This is a genomic window from Pseudomonas sp. NPDC096950 (assembly GCF_044762525.1).
In the GTDB taxonomy this organism is placed as follows: Bacteria; Pseudomonadota; Gammaproteobacteria; order Pseudomonadales; family Pseudomonadaceae; genus Aquipseudomonas.
The window spans coordinates 51,339-68,697 of the sequence record NZ_JBIWEL010000024.1 but is presented as its reverse complement, the minus strand read 5'-3'; the positions used below and the strand labels follow the sequence as shown (position 1 = coordinate 68,697).

At 60.8% G+C, this 17,359-nt stretch carries 16 protein-coding genes; 7 read left to right on the top strand and 9 right to left on the bottom strand.

Annotation, left to right across the window (positions count from 1 at the left end; all coding sequences use genetic code 11):
* The first annotated feature begins 440 nt into the window (after positions 1 to 440).
* Positions 441 to 1,679: an MFS transporter gene (locus ACIQY3_RS27750; protein WP_213940637.1), complete on the top strand. Its 1,239-nt coding sequence runs from the start codon at positions 441 to 443 to the stop codon at positions 1,677 to 1,679.
* Here the strand turns inward: ACIQY3_RS27750 and ACIQY3_RS27745 are convergent.
* The 5 genes from ACIQY3_RS27745 to ACIQY3_RS27725 form a co-directional block, all read right to left on the bottom strand.
* The gene (locus ACIQY3_RS27745) at positions 1,676 to 3,877 is read right to left on the bottom strand and encodes a xanthine dehydrogenase family protein molybdopterin-binding subunit (protein ID WP_403026131.1); all 2,202 of its coding nucleotides are present in this window, start codon (positions 3,875 to 3,877) and stop codon (positions 1,676 to 1,678) included. The genes ACIQY3_RS27750 and ACIQY3_RS27745 overlap by 4 nt on opposite strands.
* On the bottom strand, positions 3,877 to 4,863 hold the full coding sequence (locus ACIQY3_RS27740; RefSeq protein ID WP_403026129.1) for an FAD binding domain-containing protein: 987 nt from the start codon (positions 4,861 to 4,863) through the stop codon (positions 3,877 to 3,879). The genes ACIQY3_RS27745 and ACIQY3_RS27740 overlap by 1 nt, the downstream gene beginning before the upstream one ends.
* Positions 4,860 to 5,381, bottom strand: coding sequence for a (2Fe-2S)-binding protein (locus tag ACIQY3_RS27735; RefSeq protein ID WP_403026127.1), 522 nt, complete (start codon positions 5,379 to 5,381; stop codon positions 4,860 to 4,862). Before ACIQY3_RS27735 ends, ACIQY3_RS27740 begins: the two co-directional genes overlap by 4 nt.
* Before the next feature lie 168 nt (positions 5,382 to 5,549).
* Positions 5,550 to 6,101: a DJ-1 family glyoxalase III gene (locus tag ACIQY3_RS27730; protein ID WP_403026125.1), complete on the bottom strand. Its 552-nt coding sequence runs from the start codon at positions 6,099 to 6,101 to the stop codon at positions 5,550 to 5,552.
* Between the two features lie 66 nt (positions 6,102 to 6,167).
* Positions 6,168 to 6,551, bottom strand: coding sequence for a DUF4879 domain-containing protein (locus ACIQY3_RS27725; protein WP_403026212.1), 384 nt, complete (start codon positions 6,549 to 6,551; stop codon positions 6,168 to 6,170).
* 280 nt (positions 6,552 to 6,831) lie between these two features.
* On the opposite strand from ACIQY3_RS27725, the gene ACIQY3_RS27720 reads away from it, so the two are divergent.
* A complete protein-coding gene (locus ACIQY3_RS27720) occupies positions 6,832 to 8,127 on the top strand; it encodes an NCS2 family permease (protein WP_403026122.1) in 1,296 nt (431 codons plus the stop codon).
* The gene (trmA, locus tag ACIQY3_RS27715; RefSeq protein WP_403026120.1) at positions 8,124 to 9,203 is read left to right on the top strand and encodes a tRNA (uridine(54)-C5)-methyltransferase TrmA; all 1,080 of its coding nucleotides are present in this window, start codon (positions 8,124 to 8,126) and stop codon (positions 9,201 to 9,203) included. The genes ACIQY3_RS27720 and trmA overlap by 4 nt, the downstream gene beginning before the upstream one ends.
* Positions 9,204 to 9,257: 54 nt before the next feature.
* Here trmA and ACIQY3_RS27710 read toward each other — a convergent pair whose 3' ends face one another.
* Together ACIQY3_RS27710 and ACIQY3_RS27705 are read right to left on the bottom strand one after the other, a co-directional pair.
* Positions 9,258 to 9,704 (bottom strand): DUF2442 domain-containing protein, encoded by a 447-nt coding sequence (locus ACIQY3_RS27710; RefSeq protein ID WP_403026118.1) that lies wholly within the window; start codon positions 9,702 to 9,704, stop codon positions 9,258 to 9,260.
* A complete protein-coding gene (locus ACIQY3_RS27705; RefSeq protein WP_403026116.1) occupies positions 9,701 to 10,129 on the bottom strand; it encodes a DUF4160 domain-containing protein in 429 nt (142 codons plus the stop codon). The genes ACIQY3_RS27710 and ACIQY3_RS27705 overlap by 4 nt, the downstream gene beginning before the upstream one ends.
* Positions 10,130 to 10,370: 241 nt before the next feature.
* On the opposite strand from ACIQY3_RS27705, the gene ACIQY3_RS27700 reads away from it, so the two are divergent.
* The 3 genes from ACIQY3_RS27700 (at position 10,371) to ACIQY3_RS27690 (ending at position 12,793) form a co-directional block, all read left to right on the top strand.
* Positions 10,371 to 11,282: a LysR family transcriptional regulator gene (locus tag ACIQY3_RS27700; protein ID WP_403026114.1), complete on the top strand. Its 912-nt coding sequence runs from the start codon at positions 10,371 to 10,373 to the stop codon at positions 11,280 to 11,282.
* Between the two features lie 210 nt (positions 11,283 to 11,492).
* On the top strand, positions 11,493 to 11,933 hold the full coding sequence (gene aroQ, locus ACIQY3_RS27695) for a type II 3-dehydroquinate dehydratase (RefSeq protein ID WP_213940627.1): 441 nt from the start codon (positions 11,493 to 11,495) through the stop codon (positions 11,931 to 11,933).
* 5 nt (positions 11,934 to 11,938) lie between these two features.
* A complete protein-coding gene (locus ACIQY3_RS27690; RefSeq protein ID WP_403026112.1) occupies positions 11,939 to 12,793 on the top strand; it encodes a shikimate dehydrogenase in 855 nt (284 codons plus the stop codon).
* Positions 12,794 to 12,866: 73 nt separating this feature from the next.
* Here ACIQY3_RS27690 and ACIQY3_RS27685 read toward each other — a convergent pair whose 3' ends face one another.
* Entirely contained in the window at positions 12,867 to 13,544 is a 678-nt protein-coding gene (locus ACIQY3_RS27685) for a TetR/AcrR family transcriptional regulator (protein ID WP_403026110.1), read from the bottom strand.
* A gap of 102 nt (positions 13,545 to 13,646) precedes the next feature.
* Positions 13,647 to 15,548 (bottom strand): 3-dehydroshikimate dehydratase QuiC, encoded by a 1,902-nt coding sequence (gene quiC / locus ACIQY3_RS27680; protein ID WP_403026108.1) that lies wholly within the window; start codon positions 15,546 to 15,548, stop codon positions 13,647 to 13,649.
* Between the two features lie 380 nt (positions 15,549 to 15,928).
* Between quiC and ACIQY3_RS27675 the strand changes: the two genes are divergently transcribed.
* Positions 15,929 to 17,245: an MFS transporter gene (locus tag ACIQY3_RS27675; RefSeq protein WP_403026106.1), complete on the top strand. Its 1,317-nt coding sequence runs from the start codon at positions 15,929 to 15,931 to the stop codon at positions 17,243 to 17,245.
* Positions 17,246 to 17,359 lie beyond the last annotated feature (114 nt).

Sequence of the window (17,359 nt, the reverse complement as noted above, 5' to 3'; positions counted from 1 at the left end):
CCCACTCTGCCCCCACGGATATGGAGTGTGGCGAATTCGAATTCGTTCTTTTTTTACAAACATCACAACGTAGGGAGTCTGGCCGTCTGGCCGCCGGATCAATTCCTTGTGGGGTATTGATCTGGATCAAGCAACGTTGAAAGAGTAGTCCCATTTTTGACGATGGACGGTGTGGTCTTTTGACGCGTGACAGGTTGCCTCATTGGTTTGGTCACGGGCTGCAACACATTCCCTGTGGGAGCGGGCTTGCTCGCGAAAGCGGTGTCTCAGTCGAAATCAATTTGCCTGACCCACCGCTTTCGCGAGCAAGCCCGCTCCCACAGGGGGATTCCGGTGTTTCGGAGATCGATGTCTAGCTACCTAAAATTTTTGTCAGCGCAACTTCTTGTTACAGCTTGGTGATAGTCTCAACCCTCCCCTCGCTCAAGACCTGCCTTCAGATGCCCAGCCAAGCGCCCCTGCTGTTACGTCACCACCGTCCTTTCATTGCGTTCTGGCTGGCCCGGGTGTTTACCGCCAGCGGTTTCCAGATGCTCACCGTGGCCATTGGCTGGAACCTGTACCAACTGACCGGCAACGTGCTGGACCTGGGCCTGGTGGGTTTGGTCGAGTTCGCCCCGCGCGTACTGTTCATGCTGCATACCGGGCATGTCGCGGACCGTTATGACCGGCGCAAGGTCGCGGCGATCTGTCAGTCGCTGCAAGCGCTGATCGCCCTGTCCCTGGCCATCGGCAGCGCCACCGATCACGTCACTCGGGAGATGATCTTCATCCTCGCGTTCCTGCTCGGTGCCGCGCGCTCCTTCGAGATGCCGACCACTCAGGCCCTGCTGCCAAGCATCGTGCCGAGTGCGCTGTTCCCCCGGGCCGTCGCCGCCGCGCAATCGGCGCAGCAATCAGCGACCATCGTGGCGCCTGCGCTCGGCGGTTTGCTCTACGCCTTCGGCAGCGTCTGGGTGTATGGCCCGACGGTGGTGCTGTACATCATCGCTTGCTGCTTGATGCTCAACCTGCCCGCGCGGCAGACGCCGTTGAACAAGGGCAAGGCGACCATGGATTCGCTGCTGGCCGGTATCCGTTTCATTCGCAGCCGCCCGGACATCCTCGGGGCGATTTCCCTGGACCTGTTCGCGGTTTTGCTGGGCGGCGCGACGGCGCTGTTGCCGGTGTTCGCCAAGGACATTCTGCTGACCGGACCCTGGGGCCTGGGCCTGTTGCGTTCGGCGCCGGCGGTGGGTGCATTGTTGATGTCGTTGTTCCTGGCGCGATTTGCCGTGGAACGCAAGGTTGGACGGGTGATGTTCACCGCCGTGGGCATCTTCGGCGTGGCGACTATCGCCTTCGGCCTGTCCACCTCGTTCTGGTTCTCCTTGGCGGTGCTGGTGGTGCTGGGCGCGGCGGACATGATCAGCATGGTGATCCGCGCCTCCTTCGTGCAACTGGAAACCCCGGATGAAATGCGTGGCCGGGTCAGCGCCGTGAACGGACTGTTCATCGGCGCCTCGAACCAGTTGGGCGAATTCGAATCCGGCCTCACCGCCCATTGGTTCGGCACCGTGCCGGCGGTGGTCATGGGCGGCATCGGCACGCTGGTGGTCACCGGGACCTGGATCAAACTGTTCCCGACCCTGGCCAACCGCGACCGCATGCACGTCGCGGTCGAAGAAGCCAAGGTCTAGAGCAGCTTGTCCAGGGTGACGGGAAAGTCCCGCACCCGTTTGCCGGTGGCGTGATAGATCGCATTCGCCACCGCCGCCGCGACCCCGACGATGCCGATCTCGCCGACGCCCTTGGAACCGAGGGCGTTGACGATCTCGTCGTGTTCTTCGACAAACAGCACGTCAATGTCTCCGATATCGGCGTTTACCGGGATGTGATACTCGGCGAGGCTGTGGTTCATATGTCGGCCCAGCGTGTGGTCGGTTTGCGTCTCCTCGTGCAGCGCCATGCCGATGCCCCACACCACGCCGCCGAGAATCTGGCTGCGGGCCATTTTCGGATTGACCACTCGCCCGGCAGCAATCGCGCTGACCACCCGATTGACTTTCACCGTGCCTAAATCCTCATCCACCAACGCTTCGACGAACACCGCCGAGTGGGTCGCCGTGGCGTAGGCTTCGCGTTTTTTATCCGGCTCGGCGTCGACTTGAACCTCAATCGTATCCTCGCCGCTGTCCCGGGCCAGATCCGCCAAGCTGATGCGCGCGTCACCGAATGACAGCTCCCCGTCTTCGAAAACCGCCTGCTCCGAGGTAACGCCACTGAAGGCCGGCGTTGTTTGCCGGGCCACGGCGAGCAGTTTTTCCTTCAACGCTTCGCAGGCCTGCTGCACCGCCGTACCGACTGACGACACCGTGAACGATCCGCCCTGCAACGGCGCTGTGGGCAATGAAGAGTCGCCGAGGACAAAAGTGACATCCCTCAGCGAAACGCCTGACGCTTGCGCGGCGATTTGCGTCATCACCGTGTAGGTCCCAGTACCGATATCCGTGGTGGCGCTGCTGACGGTGAGTTTGCCGTGATGATCGAGCGAAGCCTTGGCGCTGGCCTTCATTTGCATCGCCTCCCACACGCCACCGGCCATGCCCCAACCGACCAACTGCCGGCCCTGGCGCATGCTGCGCGGCTCAGGATCGCGCTGTTCCCAGCCAAACCGTTTGGCGCCCTGGGCATAACACTCGCGCAGTTCTTTGCTGGAATAGGGTTTGCCTTCGTTCTGGTTGCGCTCGGAATAGTTGATCAGGCGCAGTTGCACCGGATCGATGGCCAAGGCGCAGGCCAGCTCATCCATCGCGCACTCCAGGCCAATCAAGCCCAGCGCTGCGCCCGGCGCCCGCATATCCAGCGGCGTGAACACGTCCAGGGGCAGCAATTTGTAGGTCAGTTGCACGTTGTCGCAGTGGTAAAGCATGCCGCTCCACTCCACCACATGCTCGGTAAAGTCTTCGAAACGCGAGGTCTGGCCGATGGCGGTGTGCGCCACCGCGAGCAAGCGCCCGTTGGCTGCCGCACCCAACTGCAGGCGCTGCAAGGTGCGGGGCCGATAGCCGAAGGTGAACATTTGCTGGCGCGTCAGCGTCACGCGCACCGAGCGCTTGAGGTGCAGCGCCGCCATCACGGCTAGCGGCAGCTGATATTGCGGGCGCAGCCCGGAACCGAATGCCCCGCCGACATAAGCAGCGAAAATTCTGACTTGCGCTTTCTCCAGGCCGAAGACCTTTTGCACGTAGGACTGACAGTTCTGCGGGCCTTGGGTCTTGTCGTGGATGTGCAGGCTGCCATCGGTCTGATACAGCACCGTGCTGGCGTGAGGTTCCATCGGGTTATGGTGTTCGATCGGTGTGCTGTAGTTCAAATCCAGGCTTATGGCAGCGCCGGCGAACTCGGCCTGAAAATTCCCACGGGGTTTGGGCAGTTCGGCGGGTGCGGGATGGGCTTCGCCTTGCAGGCTCAACAGATCGGTCTGATGGTCCTCGGCTTCGTACTCAATCTCGATCAATGAGCCGGCATAGCGCGCCAGCTCCAGATTATCCGCCACCACCAGTGCCAGTGGCTGGCCGCTATAGAGGACACGATCGTTATACAACGGGCGAAACGGCGAGCCGTCAGCCGAGTCGGCGTCTTCATAGTCCTTGTCATAACTGGCGATCTTCGGACGGTTGGTGTGATCGATCACCGCGACAACCCCCGGCAGCGCGAGGGCTTTGCTTGCGTCAATGTTGAGCACACGACCGCAGGCGATTCGACTGGAGACAACACTGCCATGCAACAGGCCGTCCTCGGGAAACTCCCCGGCATAGCGCGCCTGGCCAGTGACTTTAAGGTGACCGTCGACACGGTCCAGGGGTTGCCCCATCGGTTTGGTGAACGTCGTCATCAGACTTGCCCTCCCTGCGCAGCATCGCTCAAGGCGCGAACAATCGCCCGGCGGGCCAGCTGGACTTTGAACGCGTTGTGTTCGAGAGGCTGGGCGTTTTGCAGCAAGGCGTCGGCGGCAGCGGTGAAGGTTTCGACGTTGGCCGCTTTGCCCACCAACCAACTTTCAACAGCTTCGTCGCGCCACGGTTTGTGCGCCACGCCGCCGAGGGCGAGACGTGCCTGGCGAATCACCGGCCCGGTGAAATCCAGCGCGGCGGCCACCGAAACCAGCGCAAAGGCATAGGACGCCCGGTCGCGGATCTTCAGGTAATGGCTGTGCTCGGCAAATCCGGCGGCGGGCAGTTCGATGGCGGTGATCAGCTCATCGTCAGCCAACTGGTTGTCGCGCTCGGGGTTGTCGCCCGGCAGGCGGTGAAAGTCGGCGAACTCGATGGTTCTGGCGCCATGGCGACCTTGCACATGGACCACCGCTTCCAGCGCCGCCAGTGCCACGCACATATCCGACGGATGCGTCGCGACACATTGCGCACTGGCACCGAGGATCGCGTGAATCCGGTTGAGTCCGTCCCGCGCCGGGCAACCGCTGCCGGGTTCACGCTTGTTGCACGGCACATTGGCGTCGTAGAAGTAATAGCAGCGGGTGCGTTGCAGCAGATTGCCGCCGGTGCTGGCCATGTTGCGCAATTGCGGCGAGGCGCCCGCCAGAATGGCTTGGGACAACAGCGGATAACGCTGCTCGATCAGCGGGTGCCAGGCCAGGTCGGCATTGCTGACCAACGCACCGATCATCAGCCCGCCCTTGGCCGTTTCACTGACCTCGCGCAATGGCAAACCGGTGATGTCGATCAGATGTTCGGGACGGGTCAGGTTTTCCTTCATCAAATCCAGAAGATTCGTACCGCCCGCGATGAAACGCGATGCCGGGCCGGCGAGATGCACGGCGTCCTGCACCGAATCCGGCTTGCTGTAGTGGAAAGGATTCATTGGCCACCTCCTTGCTGACAGAGGGGCAAGGCTTCTTCGATGGCGTCGCGGATGTTGCTGTAGGCACCGCAGCGGCAGAGGTTGCCGCTCATCAGTTCCTGGATTTGTGCAGTGGTTTGCGCTCGACCTTCATTGACCAGCCCCACCGCCGAGCAAATCTGCCCCGGCGTACAATAGCCACATTGAAAGGCATCGTGCTTGATAAAGGCTTGCTGCATCGGGTGCAGTGCGTCGCCGCTGGCGAGGCCTTCGATGGTGGTCAATTCGGCGCCGTCGCACATTACCGCCAGGGTCAGGCAGGCATTCACCCGCTTACCGTTGAGCAACACCGTACAGGCGCCGCACTGGCCGTGATCGCAGCCCTTTTTAGTGCCGATCAGGTCGAGTTGCTCGCGCAGCAGATCCAGCAGCGTGGTCCAGGGCAAGACTTCCAACTGACGAGCCTGGCCATTAAGGGTCAGGCGTAACGGATGACGGGCGAAGGACGGCTGCACCGCCTCGGGAGTGGTCGCACTCATAAACACCTCACGGTTAGTCGTACATTCGCGGCGTTTTGGCAAACCGCCGTCATAAGGGGTACGACTTCGGGGGTTGGATGAGCGTTCAAAGGAATTGATCTGTGGCGCGAGAGTTTGGGCCTGCTTCGCAGGCCAGCGGGAGCAAGCTCCCTCGCCACAGGTTTAGCGCTAAACCAACAACTCCCCCGCCACCGCCGCGCGAGTGGCTTTACCGCAGAGTTGTTCCACCAGTGCCAGTGCGAATGGCAGTGCAGCACTCGAACCTTGGGCGGTGATGCAGTTGCCATCGACCACCACCGGTTGATCGACGAAGGTGCAACCCGACAGTTGATTGCTGACCGTGGGCAGGCAGGTCATGCGCCGTTGACGCAACACGCCAAAGGCTTGCAGCGCCAGCGCCGGGGCCTCGGCGATGCCGGCGAACAGGCGTCCAGCCGCGGCCTGGTCCTTGATCAGTTGTTGCAGGGGTTGATGGGCCGCCAGATGTTGCGCGCCAACGGCGCCGCCGGGCAGGGCAATCAGGTCGAACGGCTGGGCCAACAGGTCCACCAGCATCGCGTCGGCGGTCAGGCGGGTGCCGCGGGCGCAGGTGAGCATGCGCCGGCCTTCGATGCTGGCCACCACCACTTCTACTTGAGCGCGGCGCAGCACATCGACCAGGGTTACGCATTGCAGGTCATCGATGCCCTCGGCGAGGGTAATCAGAGCTCTAAAGGTCATGGGCACGGTCCACGGGATGATCCTTAAAGCGTAGTCAGCTTTAGTGTCCCTTGTTCGCGCCTGCCGTTACTTGATGTAAAGCTGCGTCGAAACCGTGTTGCCCGGCGCGTTAATCGAGGTGTTGCTGAAGGTGAACGTCCCTTCCTGCTTGTCGCCCAGATCATAGATGTAGAGCTTGCCGACGATCCGCGTCTGAGTGCTGGTGCATTGCGTCGGGTTGCCGTTGTCGTAGGCGCAGACGTTGGTCTGCCCGCCGGCGACGCTAAAACCGTCGAGGGACGCATGCGGTCCGCGCCCGTAACCCATCTCCAGCACGTAGACCTTGATGTTTGCCCCGCCATGATCGCAGGTCGTGCGTTCTTGCCCGGCAGAAATATTTTCAATGCCGCAGGTGGCGGACTGGACCTTGAGTACCTGCACGCTGGTCAACGGCGGTGCAGACGCCGCCATAACGGCGGGCACACCGGCCAGACCGGCGAAAAACAAACCCCACGACCGAACGATGTTGCGCTTGATGCCCACGATGACGACTCCCCCAAATCAGGCGCGCAGTATGGCTCAGTTCAGTGAACGGCAAAACATCGCCGACGATCGCAGCCATTACCCCACGCGGCTGGTATGATGCGCGGCTTTTTCCGACCCACAGAAAATTCCGGGTGCCCTGGGCAGTCTGTGCTTTGCTGTTGAGGTCGATACATTCACGGCGCACTGCGCGCCACGGGGAGCAGACATGCTGGAAAGGCTGTTTCAACTCAAGGCACACAACACCAACGTGCGGACCGAGATTCTTGCGGGCGTCACGACCTTCCTGGCCATGGCCTACATTCTGTTCGTCAACCCGAGCATCCTCGGCGAGACCGGCATGGACAAGGGCGCGGTGTTTGTCGCCACGTGCCTGGCCGCGGCCTTCGGCTCGACGGTCATGGGCCTGATCGCCAACTACCCGATCGCCCTCGCGCCGGGCATGGGCCTGAACGCCTTCTTCACCTACACCGTGGTCCTGCACATGGGCCATACCTGGCAAGTGGCGCTGGGTGCGGTGTTCATATCGGCGGTGTGCTTCTTTCTGCTGTCGATCTTCCGTATCCGCGAATGGATCATCAACAGCATCCCGCTGCCCCTGCGCTCGGCGATTGCCGCCGGTATCGGCCTGTTCCTGGCGCTGATCGCCCTGCACAACGCCGGCATCGTGGTCAGCAACCCGGCGACCATGGTCGGCATCGGCGACCTGAAACAACCGGCACCGATCCTTGCGACCCTGGGCTTTGCCCTGATCGTCGCCCTCGAAGCCCTGAAGGTTCGCGGCGCAGTGCTGATCGGCATCCTGGCGGTGACCATTGTCTCGATCGTGATGGGCTTCACCCCGTTCGGCGGCGTGATGTCGATGCCGCCGTCCCTGGCCCCGACCTTCCTGCAACTGGACATCAAGGGCGCACTGGACATCGGTCTGGTCAGCGTGATCTTCGCCTTCCTGTTCGTCGACCTGTTCGACAACTCCGGGACCCTGATCGGCGTCGCCAAGCGCGCCGGCCTGATGGGCAAGGACGGCCATATGCCGAAAATGGGCCGTGCGTTGATCGCTGACAGCACCGCGGCCATGGCCGGTTCGCTGCTGGGCACCTCGACCACCACCAGCTACATCGAATCCGCCGCCGGCGTGAGTGCCGGTGGCCGCACCGGCCTGACCGCCATCGTGGTAGCGATTCTGTTCCTGCTGGCGCTGTTCTTCTCGCCACTGGCCGCCAGCGTTCCAGCCTTCGCCACCGCACCGGCACTGCTGTTCGTCGCGGTATTGATGACATCCGGCCTGGCCGAAATAGACTGGGACGACATCACCGTGGCCGCACCGGTCGTGGTCACCGCCCTGGCCATGCCGTTCACCTATTCCATCGCCAACGGCATCGCCTTCGGGTTCATTTCCTGGACCGTGATCAAGTTGCTGTCGGGCCGCGCCCGTGAGCTGAACCCGGCGCTGGTGATTCTGTCGATTCTGTTCGTGATCAAGTTGGGTTGGTTCAACGCATGACTTTTGATTCCCAGGCTTACGCCGTACAGCTCGAAGAAAAGGTCACGCGCTTGCGTGACCTGCTGGCCCCATTCGGTGCGCCAGAACCCGTCGTGTTCGACTCACCGCTGCAAAACTTCCGCCTGCGCGCAGAGTTTCGCCTGTGGCGCGAAGGTGGCGACCGTCACTACGCGATGTTTGCCCAAGACGACAAACGCACGCCGATCCTGATCGAAGAATTCCCGATCGCCAGCCTGCGCATCAATGAACTGATGCCGCAGCTCAAGGCTGCGTGGCAAGCCAGCGCAGCCCTGAGCCACAAGCTGTTCCAGGTGGAGTTTCTGACCACCCTGGCCGGCGATGCGATGATCACCCTGTGCTATCACCGTCCGCTGGACGAGCACTGGCACACCGCCGCGTCGAAACTGGCGGCGGACCTGAACGTCAGCATCATCGGTCGCTCCAAGGGCAAGCGCGAAGTCATCGGCCAGGATTACGTGGTCGAGCAATTCGAAGTCGGCGGCCGCACCTTCAGCTACCGTCAACCGGAAGGCGCGTTCACCCAGCCTAACGGCACCGTGAACCAGAAGATGCTGAACTGGGCTTACGATGCCCTGGGCGATCGTTCCGACGACTTGCTGGAGCTGTATTGCGGCAACGGCAACTTCACCTTGCCCCTCGCCACCCGCACACGCAAAGCGCTGGCCACCGAAATCAGCAAGAGCTCGGTCAACGCGGCGTTGAGCAACCTGAGCGAAAACGCTGTGGATAACGTCACCCTGGTGCGCCTGTCCGCCGAGGAACTGACCGAAGCCTTGAACGAAGTTAGACCTTTCCGCCGCCTGCAGGGCATCGACCTCAAGAGCTACGAGTTCGGCAGTGTGTTCGTCGACCCGCCGCGCGCCGGCATGGACCCGGACACCTGCGAACTGACCCGACGCTTCGACAACATCCTCTACATCTCTTGCAACCCGGAAACCCTGGCGGCCAACATCGCCCAACTGCACGACACCCACCGCATCAGCCAATGCGCGATGTTCGACCAGTTCCCGTGGACCCATCACATGGAATCCGGGGTATTGCTGACCCGGCGCTGATTGCAGGTGCCCGATACAAATCAGCCGTCTCGATGACGGCTTTTTTGTGGGTGCTTATTGGGTGACTTCGACCTTGCGCGGGCGACCGCCCTTTTTACCGTTAGCCCGGGCCGCTTCAGCCTTGGCAGCGCTGCTTTGGCGACCATTGCGCGAGGAAACAACCGAGGCCGCCAAATTCATCAGGGGCTTGCTGGCGGAAATCATCCCCGCGATGGAGACGTGCAGGTCTTTCGCCTCATGACAAAGTGCAGTGCCGGAGAGGCCTACTTTCAGATCGGCATAATCCTCGTCTTCGAAACTATCGAACTCCGGGAAGAGCTTCACCGGTAACAACACGCCAGTGCCGTCCTCGAAGCGGATTGTCAGGCACGCCTCCTGAAACGTTACCGCCGTCGCCTGCACACCACTTTTGTGGCGCAGTCGCCCCCGCTCAATGGCTTCGTCCAGTACTGATTCAGTCACGGGCCGATCCAACTGCAGCTTTGCCGATATGGTTTTCATAATTCGATCTCCACGCCCTCCTGTGCGCCTATCAGCGCCAGCAGGGTTTTGTTGTCCTCAGGCTCGTAACACGCGGAGCCAATCATGTAGGTCGTGCTGGCGAGCCGCTTCACCACCACCACTTCATTGCTCTCCCAATCCCACAACTGATTGTCGAGGCAAGCGCTGTGCAACTTGTCCCACCAGATGCCCCGCGCCCTGCGCAGGTGGGCCGGTTGCCTGAGGGCATGGCGCAATCCTTCCAGCACCGCCACTGGCGGGCGACGCGAATGCGGCACCACATCCCAAAGCTCGACAGCGTTGTGCCAGAAGCTGAATTTGAAGCGCGCGCTCCAGGTTCCGCCGTCCACATGGGCGTGTGGCGGGCAGTGTTCATCGCGCAACATGATCACCATTGAAAATCCTTTGTAGCTGAACAATCTCATGCTAACCCATCCGTTAGGTTAATGAGTCGTAAGACTCGACATTCCCTGGAAATCCGATAACTGGCGCTGACTTCCCCAAATCAGCCACCTGAACTGAGCCTAGCTTTCGAGACAACGAATGCCCTGCCCGCTACGCCGGAAAATGGTAAGCAATCCTTTCGTAGTAACAGGCTGTATTAATGCGCGGGCATTTGATAAATACAGAGCTCGAGCCTTCATTTGATCCCCGGTGTAATCAATCATGCAGCGACACTTCGACGATCTTCAGCTCGGCAGCATCGAACTGTTTTGCCTGGCCGCCGAGGCCGGTAGCTTTACCGCCGCCGCGCTGGTCGCCGGGGTGACGCCTGCCGCCGTGAGCCGTTCGGTGTCGCGCATGGAGGAACGCCTGGCGGTGCGGTTGTTCGCGCGCACTACCCGCAGCGTCAAGCTGACTGACAGTGGTCGGCGTTATTACGAGGAATGCCGTCAGGCGCTGGCGCAATTGGTTGAAGCGCAGAGGGAGGTCATGGGCCAGCAGCAGGAACCGTCCGGCACCTTGCGTATCAGTATTCCTACGACCTATGCCCATCACCGGATCTTGCCGTTACTGCCGGCGTTTCGAGCGCGGTTTCCGGCGGTGAAGGTCGAGACGCACATCAGCAATCGCAACATCGATTTCGTTGGCGAAGGCTATGACATGGCGATCCGCGTGCGGGCGATTCCGGATTCCGGTTTGATCGCCAGGCCGCTGGAAGACGCGGCACTGGTGATGATTGCCAGCCCCGATTACCTGCAGCGCGCCGGGGTGCCGCAGACCCTGGATGATCTCCCGCAGCACGAATGCATTCAGTACGAATTGCCCAGCAGCGGCCGGCGGATTGCCTGGCTGTTCAACGACAACGGCGAGCCTCGGGAGATTCTTGCCGAGGGCAACCTCAGTTGCTCCGACGACGTGTTGGGCGGCGTGACCCTGGCGAAACATGGTGCGGGGTTGTTTCAGACCTATCGTTTTATCGTCGAAAACGAGTTGGCCGATGGCTCGCTGGTGGAAGTGCTCAAGCCCTATGGTGGGCGTTCGCGGCCCTTCACCCTGCTCTATCCACAGAGTCGGCATGTGCCATTGCGGTTGCGGGCTTTCATTGATTTTCTGGTTGAGCATTTGCCTCGTTAAAAGATCGCAGCCTTCGGCAGCTCCTACACCGGTTTCGCGTAGACCTGTAGGAGCTGTCGAAGGCTGCGATTTTTTTCTTATGTCCGATCACCGCACACAAAAACCCGCAACGCCACCTCTTCAATTGACCAAAGTAACCAGCTAGTACAATTTATCTCCACAGGCTGAAATCAACAGCCAATGCCAAAAATAATAAGTGGAGAGACCCCGATGCCCCCTATCGTTCTGGTGCTTAACGGCCCGAACCTGAACCTGCTCGGCACCCGTGAACCGGCGACCTATGGCCACGAAACCCTGGCCGACATTTCCGCGTTGTGCGGTCGCGCCGCCGAGGAATTCGGCCTGACGGTGGAGTTTCGCCAGACCAACCATGAAGGCGAACTGCTCGACTGGATTCACGCCGCCCGTGGCCGCTGCGCCGGGATCGTGATCAACCCGGCCGCCTGGACCCACACCTCCGTGGCCATTCGCGATGCGTTGGTCGCCAGCGAATTGCCAGTGATCGAAGTCCACTTGTCCAACGTCCACGCCCGCGAACCGTTCCGCCACCACTCGTTTGTCTCGGCCATCGCCACCGCCGTGATGGCCGGTTTCGGCAGCCACGGCTATCGTCTGGCGCTGGAGCATTTCAGCCAACGTTTGAAAGGATGAGCGCCATGACACACGACACCGTGGTACTCGCCGGGCTGATCGGCGCCGGCATCCAGGCCTCGCGCACGCCAACGCTGCACGAGCACGAGGGCGATGCCCAGGGCCTGCGCTACCTCTATCGCTTGATCGACCTCGACCAGTTGCAACTCGACATCAATGCCCTGCCCGATCTGCTGATGGCTGCCGAGCGCATGAACTTCACCGGGTTGAACATCACTTTCCCGTGCAAGCAGGCCATCCTCCCGCTGCTCGACGAATTGTCCCCCGAGGCCCGGGGTATCGGCGCGGTGAATACGGTGGTGCTGAAGGATGGCAAGCGCATCGGCCACAACACCGATTGCCTGGGTTTTGCCGAAGGGTTTCGCCGGGGTTTGAAGGACGTTTCCCGTGAGCGTGTGGTCCAAATGGGCGCGGGTGGCGCCGGTGCGGCAGTGGCCCACGCGTTGCTCAGCGAAGGCGTCCGGCAACTCAGCATTTTCGATGTGGATGACGGCCGGGCGCAGGTGCTGGCGAACAACCTCAATCAGCATTTCGGTGCCGGCCGAGCCGTGGCCGGGCATGATCTGGCGAGTACCTTGGCGGTGGCTGATGGACTGGTGAACACCACGCCCATGGGCATGAAAAAACTGCCGGGCATGCCCGTGCCGGTGGAGTTGTTGAGGAAGGAATTGTGGGTGGCGGAGATTGTTTACTTCCCGCTGGAAACCGAACTGCTGCGCAGCGCCCGGGCCTTGGGTTGCCGGACGCTGGATGGCGGCACGATGGCGGTGTTTCAGGCGGTGAAGGCGTTTGAATTGTTCAGTGGGGTGGTGCCGGATGCGCAACGGATGTTGGCGCATTTTCAGAGTTTGAATGGTTGAATGATTGAGGGGGGCTGCTTCGCAGCCCAGCGGGAGCAAGCTCCCTCGCCACAGCAAGCCCCCTCGCCACAGGTCAGGCCTGCAAATAACGCAAAACCGACTCGCAAATCATCGCCCGATGACGTTGCTTGACGGCTTCGTCCGGCAAGTCGATCTGAAATATCTCACTGAAGGTATGGCGGTTCGACACGCGATAGAAGCAGAACGAACTGATCAACAAATGCACATCCAGCGGGTCCAGGCCGGCCCGGAACACACCCTCTTCAGCCCCGCGACGCAGGATCTCATTCAGAGAATCGAGGATGGTGTTGTTCATCGCCTTGATCGCATCGGAGCGCTTCACAAACTCGGCGTTGTGAATGTTCTCGATGCAGACGATGCGCACGAAATCGACATTGCGGTCATGGTGATCGAAGGTGAATTCCACCAGCCGCCGAATCGCGTCCACCGGCGCCAGCTCGGCCAGGTGCAGGCGGTTTTCGGTGCTGCGGATATCGCCGTAGAGTTTCTCCAGCACCTCGACGTACAGCTGTTCCTTACTGCCGAAGTAGTAATAGATCATGCGTTTGGAGGTGTGGATGCGCTCGGCGATCGCATCGACGCGGGCGCCGGAAAGCCCTTGCTGGACGAACTCGACAATCGCCTCTTGCAGGATGTTTTCGCGGGTCTTTTCCGGATTGTTCTTGCGACTCTTGCGAGGCTCCACAAGCGGTTCGTCGGAGGCTACGGGGAGTTCTGAAGTTATTGTCATTGCGGGCTCACGGCCATCACTGCACAGGCTGGCGATTATGGGCCGCGCTGCACAGTGAAGGAAGCCGCGCGGCCGTGGTTTAACCCCGTGTTTACGATTTTCCTACAACTTTGCCTGACGTACGGCACCACTTCGGGACTTGGCCATGGCTGCCAGGCGCACCGCGACGTTGGCCGCACCGTAACCGGCGTAGCCATTTTTACGCTGGATGATTTCAAAGAAGAACCGCCCTTCGAATGGCTCGGTGTACACGTGGAACAACTCGCCACCCTGTGCATCGCGGTCGTAGAGCACGTTGAAATACGCCAGTTCGCTGAGGAACTCGTCATCGAAATCAAACCGCGCGGCGAGGTCATCGTAATAGTTGAGCGGGATATCCAGCAGCGGCACGCCCGCCTCTTTCGCGCGGCTGACCTCGGCAAAGATGTCGTCGCAATCGAAAGCGATGTGATGCACCCCGGAGCCGCGATAACTCGACAGCGCGTGTGAGATCGCGGTGTTTCTGTTCTCGGAAATGTTCAGCGGCAAGCGGATCGAACTGTCACGGCTGCGCAGCGCCCGGCTCTTCACCAGACCGTACGGATCGGGCAGCACCACTTCGTCGTCCGCCTCGAAATCCAGCAGGCTTTTATAGAACAGCACGCAGCTATCGAGGCTGTCCGCCGGCAGCGCCATGGCCATGTGGTCGATGCGCTTGAGGCCGCCGCTGGCGGTCGCCGCCGGTTGCAGGTTGAAATCGGTGCCGTAGACATCAGCGTGCTGGTCCACCAGGTAAATCAGGCTGCCGTCCGGCGCACGCACGGCGGCCAGCTCCAGTTCGTTGGGGCCGACCAGTCCGCGATAAGGCTGGCCCTTGTAGGCCACGGCCCGCGCGAGCGCACTGGCGCTGTCGTTGACCCGCACGGCGGTGGCGCACAGCGATGGGCCGTGGGCTTCGAAAAAACTGTGGGCGAAGGAGTACGGTTCGGAGTTGAGGATCAGGTTGATATCGCCCTGGCGCAGCAGGCTGACGCTCTTGGAGCGATGTTGCCCGGCCTTGACGAAACCCAGCCGCTCCAGCCAGTGCGAGAGCTTGGCGCCGAGGCTTTCATCCACGGCAAATTCAAGAAACTCGATGCCGTTGTACTCGCTGGCCTTGGGGGTTTCGAACAGGATGTCGACATTGGCCACAGGCTTGGCTTCCTGCGCCAGGCGCTGGCGGGTTTTCTCCTCCAGGTACAGCAACGAACGCAAACCGTCGGCGGCATTGGCCCGTGGCGGCGCGGCGCGGAAGCCGTCGTTGAAGATCTCCAGCGACAGTGGCCCGGTGTAACCGCTCGTGATGATCGGCGCGAGGAACCCCGCCAGATCGAATTCACCCTGGCCCGGGAAGCAGCGGAAATGCCGACTCCACTCCAGCACATCCATGGCCAGGATTGGCGCATCGGCCATTTGCACGAAGAAGATCTTGTCGCCGGGAATCTCGGCGATAGCACTCGGATCGCCCTTGAGCGACAGCGTGTGAAAACTGTCGAGCAGCACACCGAGACTCGGATGATCCGCCTGGCGCACGATGTTCCACACCTGTTGATAAGTATTGACGTGACGACCCCATGCCAGCGCTTCGTAACCAATGCGCAAACCGCGAATGCTGGCGCGTTCGGCCAGCAGGTGCAGATCATCGATCAGGATTCGTTCATCACCGAGGGAATCGGCTGACGCGTTGCTGCACACCAGCACCAGATCCGTGCCGAGTTCCTGCATCAAGTCGAACTTGCGCTCGGCCCGTTCCAGGTTGCGCGGCAGGCGATCGCGGCGGCAGCCTTCGAAATCGCGGAAGGGTTGAAACAGCGTGATGGCGATCCCGAGATCGGCGCACATCTGTTTAATTTCCCGGGGGCTGCCGTCGTAATAAAGCAGGTCATTCTCGAAAATCTCCACCCCGTCGAACCCGGCGGCGGCGATGGCTTCGAGTTTTTCCGGCAGGGTACCGCTCAAGGAAACGGTGGCAATGGAACGCTGCATATTTCGACTCCCGGTGGTTGCGCAATCACTCTGTAGGAGCTGTCGAGTGAAACGAGGCTGCGATCTTTTAACGTTGGCTTTTAAGATCAAAAGATCGCAGCCTCGTTTCACTCGACCGCTCCTACGAGGATCGCGTTTTTCTTGGGGTAAATTATTGGCTCCAAGCTGCCACACAGCAATTCAAAGTGTACTAGCCAGTTAGTTTTATGTGCGATTATCGAACACAATGCCCCTTGGCGAATTGACGATTTTTCGTCCACTGCCCAACATCGGCTGCACATTGAGTCCGGTCATGAACCGCCGAGGCTCGGTTAACCAAGACCCAGAACACCACATAAAAATAATCGGTGGCCTACATGATTCCTTCTCGAAGCTCTCCCATGGAGCGTTCCTCCATGACTCCTGCCACCGGCGGCATTGGTGACAAGATCCGCGGTGCCATGGCGGTCGGCAAAACCCGTTGGGGCATGCTGGCGCTGGTGTTTTTCGCCACCACCCTGAACTACATCGACCGCGCCGCACTCGGCGTCATGCAGCCGATCCTGGCCAAGGAAATGAGCTGGACGGCGATGGACTACGCCAACATCAACTTCTGGTTCCAGGTCGGCTACGCCATCGGTTTCGTGCTGCAAGGCCGGTTGATCGACCGGATCGGCGTCAAGCGTGTGTTCTTCTGCGCGGTGCTGCTGTGGAGCCTGGCCACCGGCGCTCATGGCCTGGCCACGTCGGCCGCAGGCTTCATGGTCTGTAGGTTTATTCTCGGTTTGACCGAAGCCGCGAACTACCCGGCCTGTGTGAAAACCACCCGGTTGTGGTTCCCGGCCGGTGAGCGCGCGGTGGCCACCGGCATCTTCAACGCCGGCACCAACGTCGGCGCGATGTTCACGCCAATGCTGTTGCCGCTGATCCTCCACGCATGGGGCTGGCAGGCAGCGTTCCTGTGCATGTCGGCACTGGGTGGGATCTGGCTGGTGTGCTGGGGCTTGAAGTACTTCAACCCGGAAGATCACCCGAGCGTCAAACAGTCGGAACTGGACTACATCCAGAAGGAAGTCGAGCCGGAACAATCCCGCGTGTCCTTCTCCACCATCCTGCGCATGCGTGGCACTTGGGCGTTCGCCCTGGCTTATTCGATGACCGCGCCGGTGTTCTGGTTCTACCTTTACTGGCTGCCACCGTTCCTCAATCAGCAATACAACCTGGGTATCAACGTGACTCAGATGGGCATCCCGCTGATCATCATTTACCTGACGGCGGACTTCGGCAGTGTCGGCGGGGGGATCCTGTCCTCGTTCCTGATCGGTCGCGGGATCAACCCGATCAAGGCGCGGCTGATGTCCATGTTCCTGTTCGCCTGCTGCATCATCGGCGTGATCATGGCGGCCGGATCGAGCAATCTGTGGGTCGCGGTGGCCGCCATCTCCCTGGCCATCGGTGCGCACCAGGCCTGGACTGCGAACATCTGGAGCCTGGTGATGGACTACACGCCTAAACACATGATGAGCACCGTGTTTGGTTTCGGCGGGATGTGTGCGGCGATTGGCGGGATGTTCATGACCCAACTGGTCGGGCACATTCTGACGGCCACCAACAACAACTACACCGTACTGTTCACCATGATCCCGGCGATGTACTTCATCGCGCTGATCTGGATGTACTTCATGGCACCGCGCAAGATTCCTACCGTCACTGACTAAAACACACCATCCCCCTGTGGGAGCGGGCTTGCTCGCGAAAGCTATAGATCAGTCAAAGTAAATGTCGACTGACACAACGCCTTCGCGAGCAGGCTCGCTCCCACAGTTCGTTCA